The sequence below is a fragment of the Citrobacter sp. LST-B2 genome (assembly GCF_057983045.1).
This window is the reverse complement of the sequence record NZ_CP192598.1, coordinates 1,304,762-1,320,188: the sequence shown is the minus strand read 5'-3', so window position 1 is coordinate 1,320,188 and position 15,427 is coordinate 1,304,762. Positions and strand designations below refer to the sequence as shown.

The following is a 15,427-nucleotide window of genomic DNA, read 5'->3' as shown; positions in this document are numbered from 1 at the left end:
ACTGTGTGCCAGGCTTTACAGCGCCGCTTCGTCAGCTTCGCCGGTGCGAATACGAATGACGCGTTGCAGCTCCGCGACGAAAATTTTGCCGTCGCCAATTTTTCCGGTGTAGGCCGCCTTGCTGATGACATCGATCACTTCATCCAGTTGGTCGTCGGCAATGGCCACATCAATCTTCACTTTAGGCAGGAAGTTGACGCTGTACTCTGCACCCCGATATAACTCGGCATGACCCTTCTGACGTCCGAACCCTTTCACTTCGGTGACGGTCAGCCCTTGAATACCAATAGAAGAGAGCGCTTCGCGGACGTCTTCCAGTTTGAACGGTTTGATTACCACGGTAACCAGCTTCATAGATCCCCTCCAGTCAGAATTCGGCATATGGTGCGACTACACGACTGAGGTATTGCAAGGGGTATGCCAGAATTGAAAAAGCGGGGCCGATGTCTGTTCTACAGGCCGTCTGACTGGCGATTCAGAATGGAAAACGGAACGGGAAAAGAAAAACGCACCATGGCAGTGCATGATGCGTTACATTTTTGCACCACCGCCGAAGCGACCCGGCAGTGGCGGTGCATCAGGCGGGAAGCGACTCCTCGCGAACGCTGGCGGCAAGCTCTTCGCCAGCGAGCTGGAGCTGATACATCTGCCAGTAGCGCCCTTGCGCCGCAAGCAGTTGCTGATGAGTACCACGCTCTACCGCCTGTCCACGATGAAGCACCAGAATGGTGTCCGCCTCAACAATGGTCGACAGTCGGTGCGCAATCACCACCAGCGTGGTGTGTTCGCGCACGGCGGCCAGCGCATGTTGAATGGCCTGCTCAGTACCGGAATCGATACTGGCAGTCGCTTCGTCGAGGATCAAAATTTGCGGCGTTGCCACCAGTACCCGCGCCAGCGCCAGCAGCTGTTTCTGCCCGACGGAGAGATTGTTCCCCTGCTCACCAAGTTGGGTATGAATGCCTTCGCTCATCCCGCGAGCCAGTTCCGCCAGTTGCACCGTCTCCAGGGCTTGCCACACTTGTTCTTCAGAGATATCCCGCCCCAGCGTCACGTTTGCCAGGAATGAATCCGCCATGACCACCGGATCCTGTTGCACCATCGCGACGCCCTGACGCAACGCGCTGTGACTCAGTGAACGTAATGGACGCCCGTCAAGGCGAATCTCCCCCTGACTCAGTGGGTAATAGCCCATCAGCAGACTGGCAAGCGTACTTTTACCGCTGCCGGTATGCCCAACCAGTGCAACAAAACTGCGGGACGGTACGGAAAGGCTGACATTTTGCAGCACCAGATTATCATCGCGGTAGGCGAACGACACATCCTCAACGTCAATCTGCCCGGACGCCAGCGGTCGCGGGTCCTGCCCGTAACGCTGGCGCGGCCCGTCCATCAGTTCAAACACGCGCTCCCCGGCCACCACGGCCTGTTGCAGCATCGACTGCTGAGTGGTCAGTTCGATCAGCGGTTCATTCAGGCGTCCCAGATAACTGATAAAGGCGTAGAGCACCCCGACTTCTATTGTCCCTGCCGACGTAAAACTGAACAACATCAACAGACCGCAGAGAATGAGCGCGGAAAACAGGCTCAGCAGAGGCCGTAATAAGAAGCCATCTAAACGCAACGTCTGCATACGCGCCAGATAATGCGAGCGGCTGGCTTCGCCCATCCTCTCACCAAAGCGCGCCTGCTGGCGAAACTGCTGGATCACGCTCATGCCGTTAATCACTTCGTTGAAGCCATCATTGATATCGGCGAGATAAGCCCGCACACGACGGACTATCGGCGTGCTGTAACGCTGATAGATAATCATCACCACCAGCACCGCCGGGAAAATCAGGATCGCCACCAGCGCCATGCGCCAGTCGAGACTGAACATTGCCACCAGCATCGCGCCAATCAGCGCCGCGCTGCGCAGAACTGTCGCGACTACCGTGACATACAGATCGCGGATCACTTCGGTATCGTTGGTGACGCGCGAAATGAGCTGCCCGACGGGCTGCGTGTCAAATTCACTCAACGGCTGACGCAGCGCGGCATCCATCACGTCGGTACGCAATTGCTGCACCACGCCGACCGCAGCGCGGTTAAACAACAGCGACTGAGCATAGTGCAGACTGGCGGCGAGAATCTGCAGCCCAAGATAGGAGGCAATGAGTCCGGTCACCCTCCCCAGCGGCAGATTATTTTTAGCCACCATGTTGTCGATGAAGTAGCTTATCAGTAGCGGCCCGCTGACTTCTGCGGCCGCCGCGACCCACAGCATAATCACTGCAACGCCTAACGGTTTTCGCCATGGCGATCCATAGGCCAGCAGGCGTTTGAGGGTCGGCCATAACTGCCCAAAACTACGCATTTGCCGCCTCCTCGTTATTTTCCGGCGCATCATCAAGCGCCGCTTCCAGTTGCTGATAACGGTACATATCGCGATACCACCCCGCCTGCTGCACCAGCGCCTCGTGATCGCCGCGCTGCGCGATATGCCCATGCTGCATCACGATGATTTCGCTCGCTTCAGTCAGCGCCGAGAGGCGGTGCGCGCTGATAATCACCGTTCGCCCTTCTCCCCACTGGCGCAGATTGTGTAAGATCTGATGCTCCGTTCGCCCGTCCACCGCCGACAGGGCGTCGTCCAGGACCAGGATTTCGGCATTCAGCAACAGCGCCCGCGCAATGGAGATACGCTGTTTCTGTCCGCCGGAAAGCATCACGCCGCGCTCGCCGACCTCGGTATCGTAACCCTGCGGCAGACGAAGAATATCCTCATGTACGCTGGCTAAACGCGCCACATGTTCAATATCCTGTTGCGTGGCGCTGGGGCAGCCCAGCGCAATGTTATTCGCCACGGTATCTGAAAACAGAAATGGCGTCTGACTGACCACCGCCAGCCGACTGCGCCAGCTATCCAGTTGCAGGCGTGGCAGAGGAATGTCATGAAAGCGGATATCCCCCTCGGTGATATCGAAATGGCGCTGAATCAGCGACAACACAGTACTTTTACCCGCGCCGGTCGGCCCGCAGATGCCGAGCATCTGCCCAGGCTTAAGCTGAAAATTGACGTTTTCCAGCGTCGGGTGCGTGGTTTGCGGATAGCAGAACGCACGGATCGCCACCGCCAGTTCGCCCCGCCCTTCCGGCACCGGTTCGCTGCCATCATTCACCACCGGCGCTTCGGCCAGCATTGCGCGAATACGACCGTAAGCGGCGCTGCCGCGCTCCACGATGTTAAACATCCACGCCAGCGCCAGCATCGGCCAAATCATCAGCCCGAGGTACATCATGAAGCTGGTCAGTTGTCCCAGCGTCAGCGAACCTTGTACGACCATCCAACTGCCGCCACCGATAGCCAGCAGATTCGCCGTGCCGATGGCGATATAAATCGTCGGATCAAAACGGGCATCAATACGCGCCACGCGCATGTTTTTCTTCCCGGTATCTTCCGCATCAGCCGCAAACAGTGCGGACTGCCGATCCTCCAGACCAAAGGCTTTGATCATACGAATACTGGTCAGGCTCTCCTGGGTACGGTCATTGAGACTGGAGAACGCCGCCTGTGCCAGTCTGAAACGATCATGCAGACGATCGCCGTAGCGTTTGATCATCAGCGCCATTACCGGCATCGGCAGTAGAGCAAACAGCGTAAGCTGCCAGCTGATCTGCGTGGACATCACAATCAGCACCGCACAGCCCATCACCAGCGAATCCACCAGCGTCAGAACCCCTTCCCCGGCGGCAAAGACCACGCGGTCGACATCATTGGTGGCGCGCGCCATGAGATCACCAGTGCGGTGGCGCAGATAAAATTCAGGATGCTGGCGGCTGAGTTGGCGGTAATAATCTTCGCGTAGCTCCACTGCCAGTTGGTAAGACGCACCAAACAGCAGCACGCGCCAGACGTAGCGCAGCAGATAGACCACCACGGCAATCAGGGCGATGGTGCCAATCCACAGCATGATCTGTTGCGGCGTAAAGCGTTGTGTAGATACGCCATCCACCACAATACCGACCACTTTTGGTGGAATGAGTTGCAGAATAGCGATGAGGATAAGCAAGGCAACCGCCCCGAGGTAGCGACGGCACTCCCGGCGAAAATACCAGCTTAATTGAGCAAATAATCGCACGTATTATGTCCTGACCTGATTTTCCGGCAAATCGTGCCGGGAGAGTTATTCGATTGGCAGCGCAGTGGTGTATTTAATCTGTTCCATGGCAAAGCTCGACGTGACGTCCGACAGACCGGGAACGCTATTGACCAGACGTTTATAGAAGTCGTCATAGCGCTTCATGTCGGCCACCTGAACCCGCATCAGGTAATCGTACTCCCCGGCCATGCGCCAGAAGCCCAACACCTCCGGCATCTCACTGACCACCGTCACGAAGCGGCAATACCAGTCACTGCTGTGATGCTGGGTTTTAATGAGCACAAAGGCGGTTAATCCCAGCCCCAGTTTTTCCGGATCCAGCAGTGCGACTTTACCGACCAGAATTCCCTCATCTTCCAGTCGTTTGAGGCGTTTCCAGCAGGGTGTGGTGGTCAGATTAACGGCATCCGCCAGCGCCTGCAAAGAGAGGGTGCAGTCCTGTTGCAACAATGCAAGCAGCTTACGGTCAATTTTATCTAACATACCGGCACCTCAGAGAAGAATTTTCTCCTTACATTCTATTTTAAAGGCTAAATGGCAACAATTTTTTCCGTGCTTTTCGCTACTCTTGGCACAAAATGACAAATGGATATTAATGATGAACAGCACCTGGGTTAAAAATGCCATCAATGAGATTAACGCGGATTATCAGCGCTCGGCGGATACCCATCTTATCCGCCTGCCATTACCGGCATTTCCGGATATCCAGCTCTATCTGAAAGATGAAAGCACCCACCCGACCGGTAGCCTGAAGCACCGGCTGGCGCGTTCGCTGTTCCTCTATGGGTTGTGCAATGGCTGGATTAAGGAAGGCACGACGATTATCGAATCCTCTTCCGGTTCAACGGCAGTCTCCGAAGCCTATTTCGCGCGCCTGCTGGGGCTGCCGTTTATCGCCGTCATGCCCGCCTGCACGGCCAAACGGAAAATCGAACAGATTGAATTTTACGGTGGTCGCTGTCATTTCGTGGACAGCGCCTGCGAGATTTATGCGGCGTCAGAACAACTGGCGCATGAGTTGAACGGCCATTATATGGATCAGTTCACCTATGCCGAACGCGCCACCGACTGGCGCGGTAACAACAATATCGCCGACAGCATCTTCCGCCAGATGCAGTGTGAACCGCATCCCGTACCGAAACACATTGTGATGAGCGCCGGAACCGGCGGGACCTCCGCGACCATTGGCCGCTACATCCGCTGCCAGGGTTACGATACAAAATTGATGGTGGTGGACCCGGAAAACTCCGTCTTCCTGCCTTTCTGGCAGTCGCGTGATGCTACGCTGCGCAGCCCTGTCGGCAGCAAAATTGAAGGAATTGGACGCCCGCGCGTCGAACCGTCATTCATTGCCGACGTGGTCGATGAGATGCTGCGCGTACCGGATGCCGCCAGCGTGGCGACCGCGCACTGGCTGGAAACGCAACTGGGCCGCAAAGTCGGCGCCTCTACGGGCACCAATATGTGGGGAATGTTGCAACTGGCCGCCCGCATGCGCGAAGCCGGAGAAACCGGTTCGCTGGTGACGCTACTGTGCGACAGCGGCGAACGCTATCTGGACACCTACTACCATGCTGAATGGGTGAGCGCCCATATTGGCGATCTTAGCGCGGCGAAAGCAGAGCTGGCGGGGTTGCTGAATACCCATTAAATCAAAAAAAACCGGGCTGAACGCCCGGTGCTGGTAGGGTCTCTCATTCGGGGGAATAAGGAAGATTTGGATAGTCCAGCCAATGTGTCAAAAAGTGTGATACCGCCTGGTTGCGACAATGACCAATCACCGGTAAATGGGGAAGTTCGGCAATAAGCTGCGGCATGGCATTGCCCATGATCAGGCCACGGCCGACGCTGCCAAGCATTTCGCGATCGTTCATCGCGTCACCAAACGCCATACATTCCGCCAGCGACAGCCCCAGATGTCCGCTCAGGACCTCCAGTGCAGAACCTTTGTTACAGCCTACCGGCAGTACTTCCAGGCAATCGATCGCCGAGTAACAAAGATGGGCTCGTGCGCCCAGTACCTCTTCAAGCTGAATTTTCAGCCGCGTCAAATCGTCATGATCGCCACAGAAGCAAACTTTAGTCACCCGATCTGCCGGAATACGCGCGACATCCACAATCTGATAGCGAAAACCGCTATAGACGTGGGCGTGCAGCATCTCGGGGATCTCTTGTCCGGTAAACCAGCCGTTATCGTTGAAGACATGCATACTCGCCTGTGTGTCCCAGTGCTGATGCAGGACGATCTCAGCAACAGCCGGATCCAGATCCTGACGGTGCAGCACCTCGCCTTCCAGCGAGTGAATGCGTGTCCCGTTACCGGTGATCAGAAAAGCATCGAGAGAAAAAGTGCCGAGAATATGGCGCATTTCCAGTACATGGCGTCCGGTGGCAAACGTCAGGGTAATGTCACGTTCGCGCAGACGCGCCAGAGTAGAGAGCGTTTCATCACCCAAAAGGTGATTTGGCATCAACAGGGTGCCATCCATATCAAATGCAGCCAGGCGTGCCATCTCTTTCTCCACTCGGTGACGGATTAACTTGTGATTCAGTATTACCTGAGATATACGGAAGTAATAGTGAATAGATAAAAGAAATTGTTCCGGGTTTATATGCGACTTCTCAATCGGCTTAATCAGTACCAGCGACTCTGGCAGCCTTCTAACGGCGAACCGCAGCACGTGACCGTCGGGGAACTGGCTGAACGCTGCTTCTGTAGTGAGCGGCACGTCCGCACGTTGTTGCGCCAGGCGCAGGAATCAGGTTGGCTGGTCTGGGAGGCGCAGTCCGGACGCGGTAAGCGCGGGCAACTGCGTTTTCTGGTGGCCCCGGAATCATTGCGCACGGCGATGATGGAACAGGCGCTGGAGAAGGGCCAACAGCTTAGCGTACTGGAGCTGGCGCAACTGGCACCCGGTGAACTGCGGGCCATGCTGCAGCCCTTTATGGGGGGTCAATGGCAAAACGACACGCCCACGCTGCGTATTCCCTATTACCGTCAGCTTGAACCGCTGCATTCTGGTTTTCTTCCCGGTCGCGCCGAGCAACATCTCGCAGGGCAGATTTTCTCCGGACTGACCCGTTTTGACAGCCAGACGCAGCGGCCCTGCGGGGATTTAGCCCACCACTGGGATATTTCCGCCGACGGGTTGCGCTGGGACTTCTATATCCGCTCGACGCTGTTCTGGCACAACGGTGACGCGGTAGAAACCACACAGCTTCATCAGCGACTGCTGATGTTGCGCAAACTCCCGGCACTGAACCGGCTGTTTATCAGCGTAAAGCACATTGAGGTGACGCATCCGCAGTGCCTGACGTTTATCCTGCACCGCCCGGATTTCTGGCTGGCGCACCGGCTGGCAAGCTACGGCAGCCTGCTGGCACATCCGGAACACCCCGTCATCGGAACGGGACCTTTTCGTCTGACGCTGTTTACGCCCGAACTGGTACGTCTGGAAAGCCATGACCATTACCATCTCGTACACCCACTGCTCAAAGCCATTGAATACTGGATCACCCCTCAGCTTTTTGAGCAAGATCTCGGCACCAGTTGTCGCCATCCGGTGCAGATAACCATTGGCAAACCCGAAGAGCTCGCCACGGTGAGCCCGGTAAGTACCGGCATCAGTCTCGGCTTTTGCTATCTCGCGCTGAAAAAAAGCGCCCACCTGACGCCACTGCAGGCTCGTCGGCTGGTCAGCCTTATTCATCGTTCTTCACTGCTGCAAACGCTGGATGTGAGAGAAAACCTGATTACGCCCTGCAACGAATTGTTGCCTGGCTGGGACATCCCGCAGTGGGAGGGGCTGGAATCGGTTGAACTACCGAAAAAAATGACGCTGGTTTATCACCTGCCGGTGGAACTGCATACTATGGCAGAACACCTGCGCCACACGCTGGCCGCCCTCGGCTGCGAACTGACGTTGATTTTTCATAACGCGAAAACCTGGGACGGCTGCCAACGGCTTGCCGAAGCGGATCTGCTGATGGGAGACCGCCTGATTGGCGAAGCGCCCGAATATACACTCGAACAGTGGCTACGCTGTGATTCACTTTGGCCGCACGTGCTTGATGCACCAACATTCTCACATCTTCAGGCCACGCTGGATGCGCTGCAAATCAGACCGGAAGAGGATCATCGCTATGCCGCGCTGCGGCAAGTTTTCGCCAGCCTGATGGATGACGCGACGCTGACGCCGCTGTTTAACTATCACTATCGCATCAGCGCACCACCTGGTGTGAACGGGGTGCGGTTGAATCCGCGCGGCTGGTTTGAGTTCACCGAAGCCTGGCTACCACCACCCGCGTCGTGAAGAAGCTGGTCGCCAGGCAACTCTGGCGCTACCATAGCGGCTTTATACACGTCATTCTTCAAACTGCCTCTTTGTCGGCTACGTCTGTTCACCCCTGTCATTTACTTATGTAAACTCCAGGAGATTCTCAGACTTTTCGTCTCGATGCAATTTGAATGGCTTTGTGTACAGTAACTTATCAGGATTAACCATGAAACGTGCCGTCGTAGTATTCAGTGGAGGCCAGGACTCCACCACCTGTCTGGTGCAGGCGCTGCATCAGTATGATGAAGTGCATTGCGTGACCTTTGATTATGGTCAGCGCCATCGCGCGGAGATTGATGTTGCACGTGATCTGGCCCTGAAACTGGGTGCACGTGCACACAAAGTACTGGACGTGACGCTGCTGAGTGAACTGGCAGTCAGCAGCCTGACCCGTGACAACATCCCGGTTCCGGATTATGAACCGGATGCCGATGGGATCCCGAATACCTTTGTCCCTGGACGTAATATTCTGTTTCTGACCCTGGCGGCGATTTATGCTTATCAGGTAAAAGCAGAAGCGGTGATTACCGGCGTCTGCGAGACCGATTTCTCTGGTTACCCTGACTGCCGCAATGATTTTGTCGAGGCGTTGAATCACGCCATTAAACTGGGGATGGCGAAAGATATCCGCTTTGAAACGCCGCTGATGTGGATTGATAAAGCCGAAACCTGGGCGCTGGCAGATTATTGGGGCAAGCTGGATCTGGTACGTGAAGAAACGCTGACCTGCTATAACGGCATCAAGGGCGACGGTTGCGGCCACTGCGCGGCCTGTAATCTACGCGCAAATGGCCTGAATCATTACCTGGCAGATAAACCGGTCATAATGGCGGCAATGAAGCAGAAGACCGGTTTGAAATAATTGCGGGTTTCGCCGGATGGCGGTGCCAGGCACCTTATCCGGCCAACAGTTGGATCATCCACCCCTACTTCACCATCTGCTCCAGCTTTTCGCGTAACTCCCCTTCCAGCGGCAGCGCTTTTTGCGATTTCAGATCAATACAGACGAACGTAATAAGCGCATCAGCCACCACCTGTCCTTCCGGTTCCAGCGTAATCACCTGGCTTAGAATACCGCTTTTCCCGTTTAGCTGTTGCACCTGACTGGTGACGGTTAGCAGATCACTCAGAACCGCCGGACGGCGATAGTTAATATTGATGTTGACCACCACGAAAGCGATATTGTGGGCAGTCATCCATTGAAAGCTATCGCTGCTCTCCAGGCCATCCCAGCGGGCTTCCTCCAGAAACTCAAGATAGCGGGCATTATTCACGTGCTGGTAGACATCAAGATGATAACCACGAACCTTAATCTGTGTTTGCATAGCGCAGAGACCTTACGTTTTTGTTATAGAGAGACAGGAGTAGAGAGGCCATAACTGGTATGACCTCTCTCAGTCTGGCAAATATTTGCCAGTGCGCAAGTGATTAAAGTGTTAAAGCAGACAGATTGCGCTCCACTAACGCGTTGCCCATCCCCGGTACTTGTTTGAGATCTTCCACCGTTTTAAACGGACCGTACTCATCACGATAGCTGACGATCGCCTGTGCTTTCTTCAGGCCAACACCGTTCATCGCGCGCGCCAGCTCTTCTGCCGATGCGGTATTGATGCTGACCCTGGTGCCCTCTTCGGTGCTGGCTTTCGCCGGAACCGCGGATTTGTTTTGCCCTGCAACCGGTGCTTGTGCGCTGGTCTCCACCGCCGGGCTTTTCGCTGCCGCTGTCGATGACGCCGCCAGCGCGCTTTGCGTCATACCCGCGCAGGCGAAGGAAAGGGTGATAAGTAACGCTTTGATTCCATGTTTCATACTGTTTTCTCCTTGTTAGTGAACAGTGGAATCACGATAACGAGGTTAAAACCAACGAACAAATGGCAAATGTCAGAAATGGAAAAGGCCGCGAAAGCGGCCTTCAGGTGTTACAACGGTTGTGCAATGATTTGCGAGACGTCTCGACGATTACGGCTGTTGATCCATCGCATCGCCGATTTTGATTTTCGCCGATTTACGCAGGTTACTCATCAATGCCTCAAAGACAATCTGCGCATTGTTCTGGGTGATCCCCTGAACCATCGCTTTCTTCTGATCTTCCGGCATGGAGCCCGCTTTCACGTCGTCCAGAGCCAGCAAAACCACATTGCCCTGCATATCGTTGGCAATGCCATAGCTCGGCTTATCTTTCGCCGGCAGGCTCAGACCAAACGCCGCCTGGCTAACCGGATCCTGGCCCGTACGGCTCAGCGTTTTAGACTCTCCAAAGCTCAGACCAGCGGCTTTCATCGCTTCTGCGCCTTTACCCGCCTTCAGCTCAACCAGCAGTTTTTCCGCATCCAGTTTAGCCTGCTGCTCTGCCTTGTTGTGCTTAACCAGCGCCGTAACCTGATCTTTCACCTCAGACAGCGGCTTCACGGCCTCTGCCTTGTGATCGCTGATACGCAGAACAAACGCGCGATCGCCATCGACGGTGATGATATCGGAGTTTCTGCCCGGCGCGCCGTTTTCACCCATCAGAGCACCATCAAAAATGGCGTCTGATACCGGTTTGAAATTCAGCTCTTCCGGCAGGTTCTCGTGACTGAACCAGCCCGTCTGTACCGCTTTCGCGCCAGCTGCCTGTTCGGCACCCGCCAGAGATTCCGTATCATTGTTCGCCGCATCGCTCACTTTCTGCTGTAAAGCAAAGTAAGCATCCAGCGCTTTTTCCTGTTTCACTTTCGCTGCGATGTCATCACGGACTTCGTTCAGCGGCTTCACAACCGCCGGCTGAATGTCGTCCAGACGCACAACCAGAAAGCCAACAGAGGATTTAATCACGCCAGAAAGCTGGCCCTTCTCTTTCAGCCCGGCATTTTTCAGCTCTTCCGGCGTGGTGGCGTCTTCCAGCCAACCCATATCGCCGCCGTTGCGGGCAGAGATGATGTCGGCCGATTTCTCTTTCGCCAGCGCAGCAAAATCACCACCTTTGTTCAGCGCGTCGAGTACCGCTTTCGCTTCATCTTCCGTTTTAGTCTGGATGATGCTGTAACGGCTACGCTGTGCCTGGGTGAACTGATCCTGATGCTGATCGTAATAAGACTGGATATCTTCATCGCTAACCGGCTTTTGCATCGAGGCGGCGTCCAGCTTGATGTAGCTGACGCGGAACTGTTCCGGAGTCATGAAGCTGTTTTTGTGCTGCTCGTAGTAGCTGGCCACTTCCTGATCCGTCACCGACTGCTTCGCTGCAAGAGCATTGACGTCAATCGTGGCTTCACGGACGACACGCTGCTGTGCAACCAGCGCCGCCAGCTCATCAGTCTCACCCTTGAGCATAAAATCGGTGCCCGCGACGCCGCTGATAAGCTGCTGTGTAGTCAGTTGGTTACGCAAGGCTTGCGCATACTGGTCAGCGGTCATCCCCATCTGATTAACAATCGCGTTATAGCGGTTGTTATCAAATTTGCCATCGACCTGGAATGCCGGCGTGGAGAAAATCGCCTGCTTCACCTGCTCGTCGCTGATGCCCAGTTTGAGTTCGCGGGCATACTGATCAAGCAGCGCTTCATCAATCAGACGATTAAGCGTCTGCTGGCGCAGGGTTTTCATGTAACCTTCGTTTGCCGCAAGCTCAGAGTACTGATCGCCCAACTGTTGCTGCATGCGATTACGTTCGCTGTTGAACGCATTCTCAAACTGCCCACGGCTGATTTCCTGGTCATTCACTTTAGCGGCGTAGTTGTTGCCTCCGCCAATCAGGTAACCACTCACGCCGGTCAGAATGAACGACACGATAATGATTCCGAAAATAATCTTGAGCACGAGACTGTTAGCAGCCGTGCGTAAGCTGTCCATCATGGTGTAACCACACTCCGCTGTAGGTGACTATACACGGCATCTTTCACGCGGCCTCGTCGTTAACTGCCCCGATGAAACGTGAATGCCTTGTGTATATACGCGTTACGCAGCATAGCGTTTCCTGAACGCTGCGCATAAAGGCCTATTGTGACAAGAAACAGGGGCGATTGTCAGCCCACAACATGTAGAAAATCGCTGCAAAAACAAAAAAGGCACATCAATTGATGCGCCCTTGTACTGAGTCCTGTCCCCGGAAGGGGATCACGCTTAGTTTACTGCGTCTTTCAGTGCTTTACCTGCACGGAAACCAGGTACTTTGGCGGCAGCAATGGCGATCTCTTTACCTGTTTGCGGGTTGCGGCCAGTACGGGCAGCACGCTCTTTAACAGCAAAAGTACCAAAACCTACCAGCGCAACGTCATCCCCTTCTTTCAGAGATTCGGTAACAGAAGCAATAATTGCGTCTAACGCACGCCCTGCCGCAGCTTTGGAGATATCAGCCCCTGCAGCAATTTTGTCGATCAGTTGAGATTTATTCACTCTTCTCTTCCTCATTATAATTTATATCGCACCAGAATCCTTCAAAGTGCGACCGCGCAGCAGTTATATCAGGCCTGCCATGCCCTTACAACACCCGATAATGATGGCAAGCCCAATCCGTCATCTAAATTAGCTATACAAAAAAAGGCTGGCAAGTACGAAATGGCCTGCCAGCCCTGTTTTTATTAGTGCTCTTTGCGCGAGGTCACTATTTTGCCGTCACAACCTGCATTCCAGAGGGTTCATTTTGCAATGCGAGCGTCAGAACCTCTTCAATGCGTTTCACCGGATGGATGTCCAAATCGGCAATAACATTGTCCGGAATCTCTTCCAGGTCGCGTTTGTTTTCATCCGGAATTAAGACCGTTTTAATACCACCACGGTGCGCAGCCAGAAGTTTTTCTTTTAACCCACCGATCGGCAGTACCTGACCACGCAGGGTGATCTCACCGGTCATCGCCACATCGGCACGCACCGGGTTACCGGTCAGGCAGGAAACCAGTGCGGTACACATCGCAATACCGGCGCTCGGACCGTCTTTCGGCGTCGCCCCTTCCGGAACGTGAACGTGAATGTCGCGTTTTTCGTAAAAGTCCGGATTAATACCCAGTTTTTCCGCACGCGCACGCACCACGGTCAATGCAGCCTGAATGGACTCCTGCATCACTTCACCCAGCGAACCGGTGTAGGTCAGCTTACCTTTGCCCGGCACGCAGGCGGTTTCGATGGTCAGCAGATCGCCACCCACTTCCGTCCACGCCAGACCTGTCACCTGGCCTACGCGGTTTTCATTGTCCGCGCGACCATAGTCAAAGCGCTGTACACCCAGGTAGTCGTGCAGGTTATCGCCATTGATCACAATGTGTTTCAGTGACTTATCCAGCAGCAACTGCTTAACCGCTTTCCGGCACAGTTTGGAAATTTCACGTTCCAGACTACGCACGCCAGCCTCACGAGTGTAGTAACGAATAATGCCGATAATGGCGCTGTCGTCGACCGTCAGCTCGCCTTTCTTCAGCGCGTTACGCTCAATCTGCTTCGGCAACAGGTGCTGTTTGGCAATGTTCAGCTTCTCGTCTTCGGTATACCCGGACAGACGGATCACTTCCATACGATCCAGCAGCGGCGCTGGAATGTTCATGGAGTTGGAGGTCGCGACAAACATCACGTCGCTGAGATCGTAGTCCACTTCCAGGTAGTGATCGCTGAAGGCCACGTTCTGCTCGGGATCCAGCACCTCAAGCAGTGCGGATGCCGGATCGCCACGCATGTCGGAAGACATTTTGTCGATCTCATCGAGCAGGAACAGCGGGTTTTTCACGCCCACTTTCGCCATTTTCTGGATCAGTTTACCCGGCATTGAACCGATGTATGTCCGACGGTGGCCACGAATTTCCGCTTCATCACGCACGCCGCCCAGCGCCATACGGATGTATTTACGCCCGGTCGCTTTGGCGATGGACTGACCCAGAGAGGTTTTACCTACCCCCGGCGGTCCCACCAGGCACAGGATCGGCCCCTTGATTTTGTTCACACGGCTTTGTACCGCGAGATACTCAAGGATGCGGTCTTTCACACGCTCCAGACCATAATGGTCGGTATCAAGGATTTCCTGCGCCTGACGCAGGTCTTTTTTAACCTTGCTACGCGCATTCCACGGCACCTGAACCATCCAGTCGATGTAACCACGCACGACGGTCGCTTCCGCTGACATCGGCGACATCATTTTCAGCTTCTGCAGTTCAGCTTCGGCTTTCTCTTTCGCCTCTTTCGGCATTTTTGCCGCGTCGATCTTCCGCTTCAGCGCTTCGTTTTCGTCCGGCGCGTCGTCCATTTCGCCGAGTTCTTTCTGAATCGCCTTCATCTGCTCATTCAGATAGTACTCACGCTGAGATTTCTCCATTTGCTTTTTCACGCGGTTGCGAATGCGCTTCTCAACCTGCAGCAGATCGATTTCAGACTCCATCATCGCCATCAGATACTCCAGACGCTCGTTCACGTCTGACATCTCCAGTACGGACTGCTTATCCGCCAGCTTCAGCGGCATATGGGCAGCGATGGTGTCCGCCAGACGCGCCGGATCGTCAATGCTATTGAGCGACGTCAGTACTTCTGGTGGGATTTTCTTGTTCAGCTTGATGTAGCCTTCGAACTGGCTGATCGCCGTGCGTACCAGCACTTCCTGTTCGCGCTCGTCAATAGCAGGCGAATCAAGGTATTCCGCTTTCGCAGAGAAGTGCTCGCCGTTATCAGACAGCGCAGAAATACGCGCACGCTGTAACCCTTCGACCAGCACTTTGACGGTGCCGTCAGGCAGTTTCAGCATCTGCAAAATAGAGGCCACGGTCCCGACGGTGAAAAGATCGTTTACACCCGGCTCATCCGTTGATGCTTCCTTCTGGGCGACCAGCATGATTTTTTTATCATGGTCCATAGCCGCTTCCAGACAACGGATAGATTTTTCCCGCCCTACAAACAAGGGTATGACCATGTGCGGATAAACCACCACATCGCGCAACGGCAATACGGGGATTTCAATGCGTTCAGAACGCTCAGGATTCATAGAGCTCTCTC

Annotated in this window: 13 protein-coding genes; 3 read left to right on the top strand and 10 right to left on the bottom strand. The window is 54.8% G+C overall.

Annotation, left to right across the window (positions count from 1 at the left end; translation table 11 throughout):
- Nucleotides 1-15 precede the first annotated feature (15 nt).
- From glnK to decR, 4 genes are all read right to left on the bottom strand, one after another.
- Complete coding sequence (gene glnK, locus ACQ0PY_RS06225) at nucleotides 16-354, bottom strand: P-II family nitrogen regulator (RefSeq protein WP_002891893.1); 339 nt, start codon at nucleotides 352-354, stop codon at nucleotides 16-18.
- A gap of 223 nt (nucleotides 355-577) precedes the next feature.
- Nucleotides 578-2,356: a SmdB family multidrug efflux ABC transporter permease/ATP-binding protein gene (locus tag ACQ0PY_RS06220; protein WP_109739952.1), complete on the bottom strand. Its 1,779-nt coding sequence runs from the start codon at nucleotides 2,354-2,356 to the stop codon at nucleotides 578-580.
- Nucleotides 2,349-4,121: a SmdA family multidrug ABC transporter permease/ATP-binding protein gene (locus tag ACQ0PY_RS06215; RefSeq protein WP_150547063.1), complete on the bottom strand. Its 1,773-nt coding sequence runs from the start codon at nucleotides 4,119-4,121 to the stop codon at nucleotides 2,349-2,351. Before ACQ0PY_RS06215 ends, ACQ0PY_RS06220 begins: the two co-directional genes overlap by 8 nt.
- A gap of 45 nt (nucleotides 4,122-4,166) precedes the next feature.
- Nucleotides 4,167-4,625 carry a DNA-binding transcriptional regulator DecR gene (gene decR / locus ACQ0PY_RS06210; RefSeq protein ID WP_043001571.1) on the bottom strand — a complete coding sequence of 153 codons (459 nt, stop codon included), beginning with the start codon at nucleotides 4,623-4,625 and terminating at the stop codon, nucleotides 4,167-4,169.
- A gap of 112 nt (nucleotides 4,626-4,737) precedes the next feature.
- Here decR and ACQ0PY_RS06205 point away from each other — a divergent pair, with 112 nt between their 5' ends.
- On the top strand, nucleotides 4,738-5,793 hold the full coding sequence (locus ACQ0PY_RS06205) for a PLP-dependent cysteine synthase family protein (protein ID WP_081097251.1): 1,056 nt from the start codon (nucleotides 4,738-4,740) through the stop codon (nucleotides 5,791-5,793).
- 43 nt (nucleotides 5,794-5,836) lie between these two features.
- Here the strand turns inward: ACQ0PY_RS06205 and cof are convergent, their stop codons facing one another.
- A complete protein-coding gene (cof, locus tag ACQ0PY_RS06200; protein ID WP_043001573.1) occupies nucleotides 5,837-6,655 on the bottom strand; it encodes an HMP-PP phosphatase in 819 nt (272 codons plus the stop codon).
- A gap of 99 nt (nucleotides 6,656-6,754) precedes the next feature.
- Here cof and ACQ0PY_RS06195 point away from each other — a divergent pair, with 99 nt between their 5' ends.
- Together ACQ0PY_RS06195 and queC are read left to right on the top strand one after the other, a co-directional pair.
- Entirely contained in the window at nucleotides 6,755-8,455 is a 1,701-nt protein-coding gene (locus tag ACQ0PY_RS06195) for an SgrR family transcriptional regulator (RefSeq protein ID WP_109739950.1), read from the top strand.
- A 190-nt stretch (nucleotides 8,456-8,645) separates the two neighbouring features.
- A complete protein-coding gene (queC, locus tag ACQ0PY_RS06190) occupies nucleotides 8,646-9,341 on the top strand; it encodes a 7-cyano-7-deazaguanine synthase QueC (protein ID WP_043001575.1) in 696 nt (231 codons plus the stop codon).
- 64 nt (nucleotides 9,342-9,405) lie between these two features.
- Here queC and fadM read toward each other — a convergent pair whose 3' ends face one another.
- The 5 genes from fadM to lon form a co-directional block, all read right to left on the bottom strand.
- Complete coding sequence (fadM, locus tag ACQ0PY_RS06185; RefSeq protein ID WP_043001576.1) at nucleotides 9,406-9,804, bottom strand: long-chain acyl-CoA thioesterase FadM; 399 nt, start codon at nucleotides 9,802-9,804, stop codon at nucleotides 9,406-9,408.
- Between the two features lie 103 nt (nucleotides 9,805-9,907).
- The gene (locus tag ACQ0PY_RS06180; RefSeq protein ID WP_043001577.1) at nucleotides 9,908-10,288 is read right to left on the bottom strand and encodes a helix-hairpin-helix domain-containing protein; all 381 of its coding nucleotides are present in this window, start codon (nucleotides 10,286-10,288) and stop codon (nucleotides 9,908-9,910) included.
- A gap of 150 nt (nucleotides 10,289-10,438) precedes the next feature.
- The gene (gene ppiD / locus ACQ0PY_RS06175) at nucleotides 10,439-12,313 is read right to left on the bottom strand and encodes a peptidylprolyl isomerase (RefSeq protein WP_054176080.1); all 1,875 of its coding nucleotides are present in this window, start codon (nucleotides 12,311-12,313) and stop codon (nucleotides 10,439-10,441) included.
- A gap of 267 nt (nucleotides 12,314-12,580) precedes the next feature.
- On the bottom strand, nucleotides 12,581-12,853 hold the full coding sequence (gene hupB / locus ACQ0PY_RS06170; protein ID WP_042324500.1) for a nucleoid-associated protein HU-beta: 273 nt from the start codon (nucleotides 12,851-12,853) through the stop codon (nucleotides 12,581-12,583).
- A 208-nt stretch (nucleotides 12,854-13,061) separates the two neighbouring features.
- A complete protein-coding gene (lon, locus tag ACQ0PY_RS06165; protein WP_042285905.1) occupies nucleotides 13,062-15,416 on the bottom strand; it encodes an endopeptidase La in 2,355 nt (784 codons plus the stop codon).
- Nucleotides 15,417-15,427: the final 11 nt, after the last annotated feature.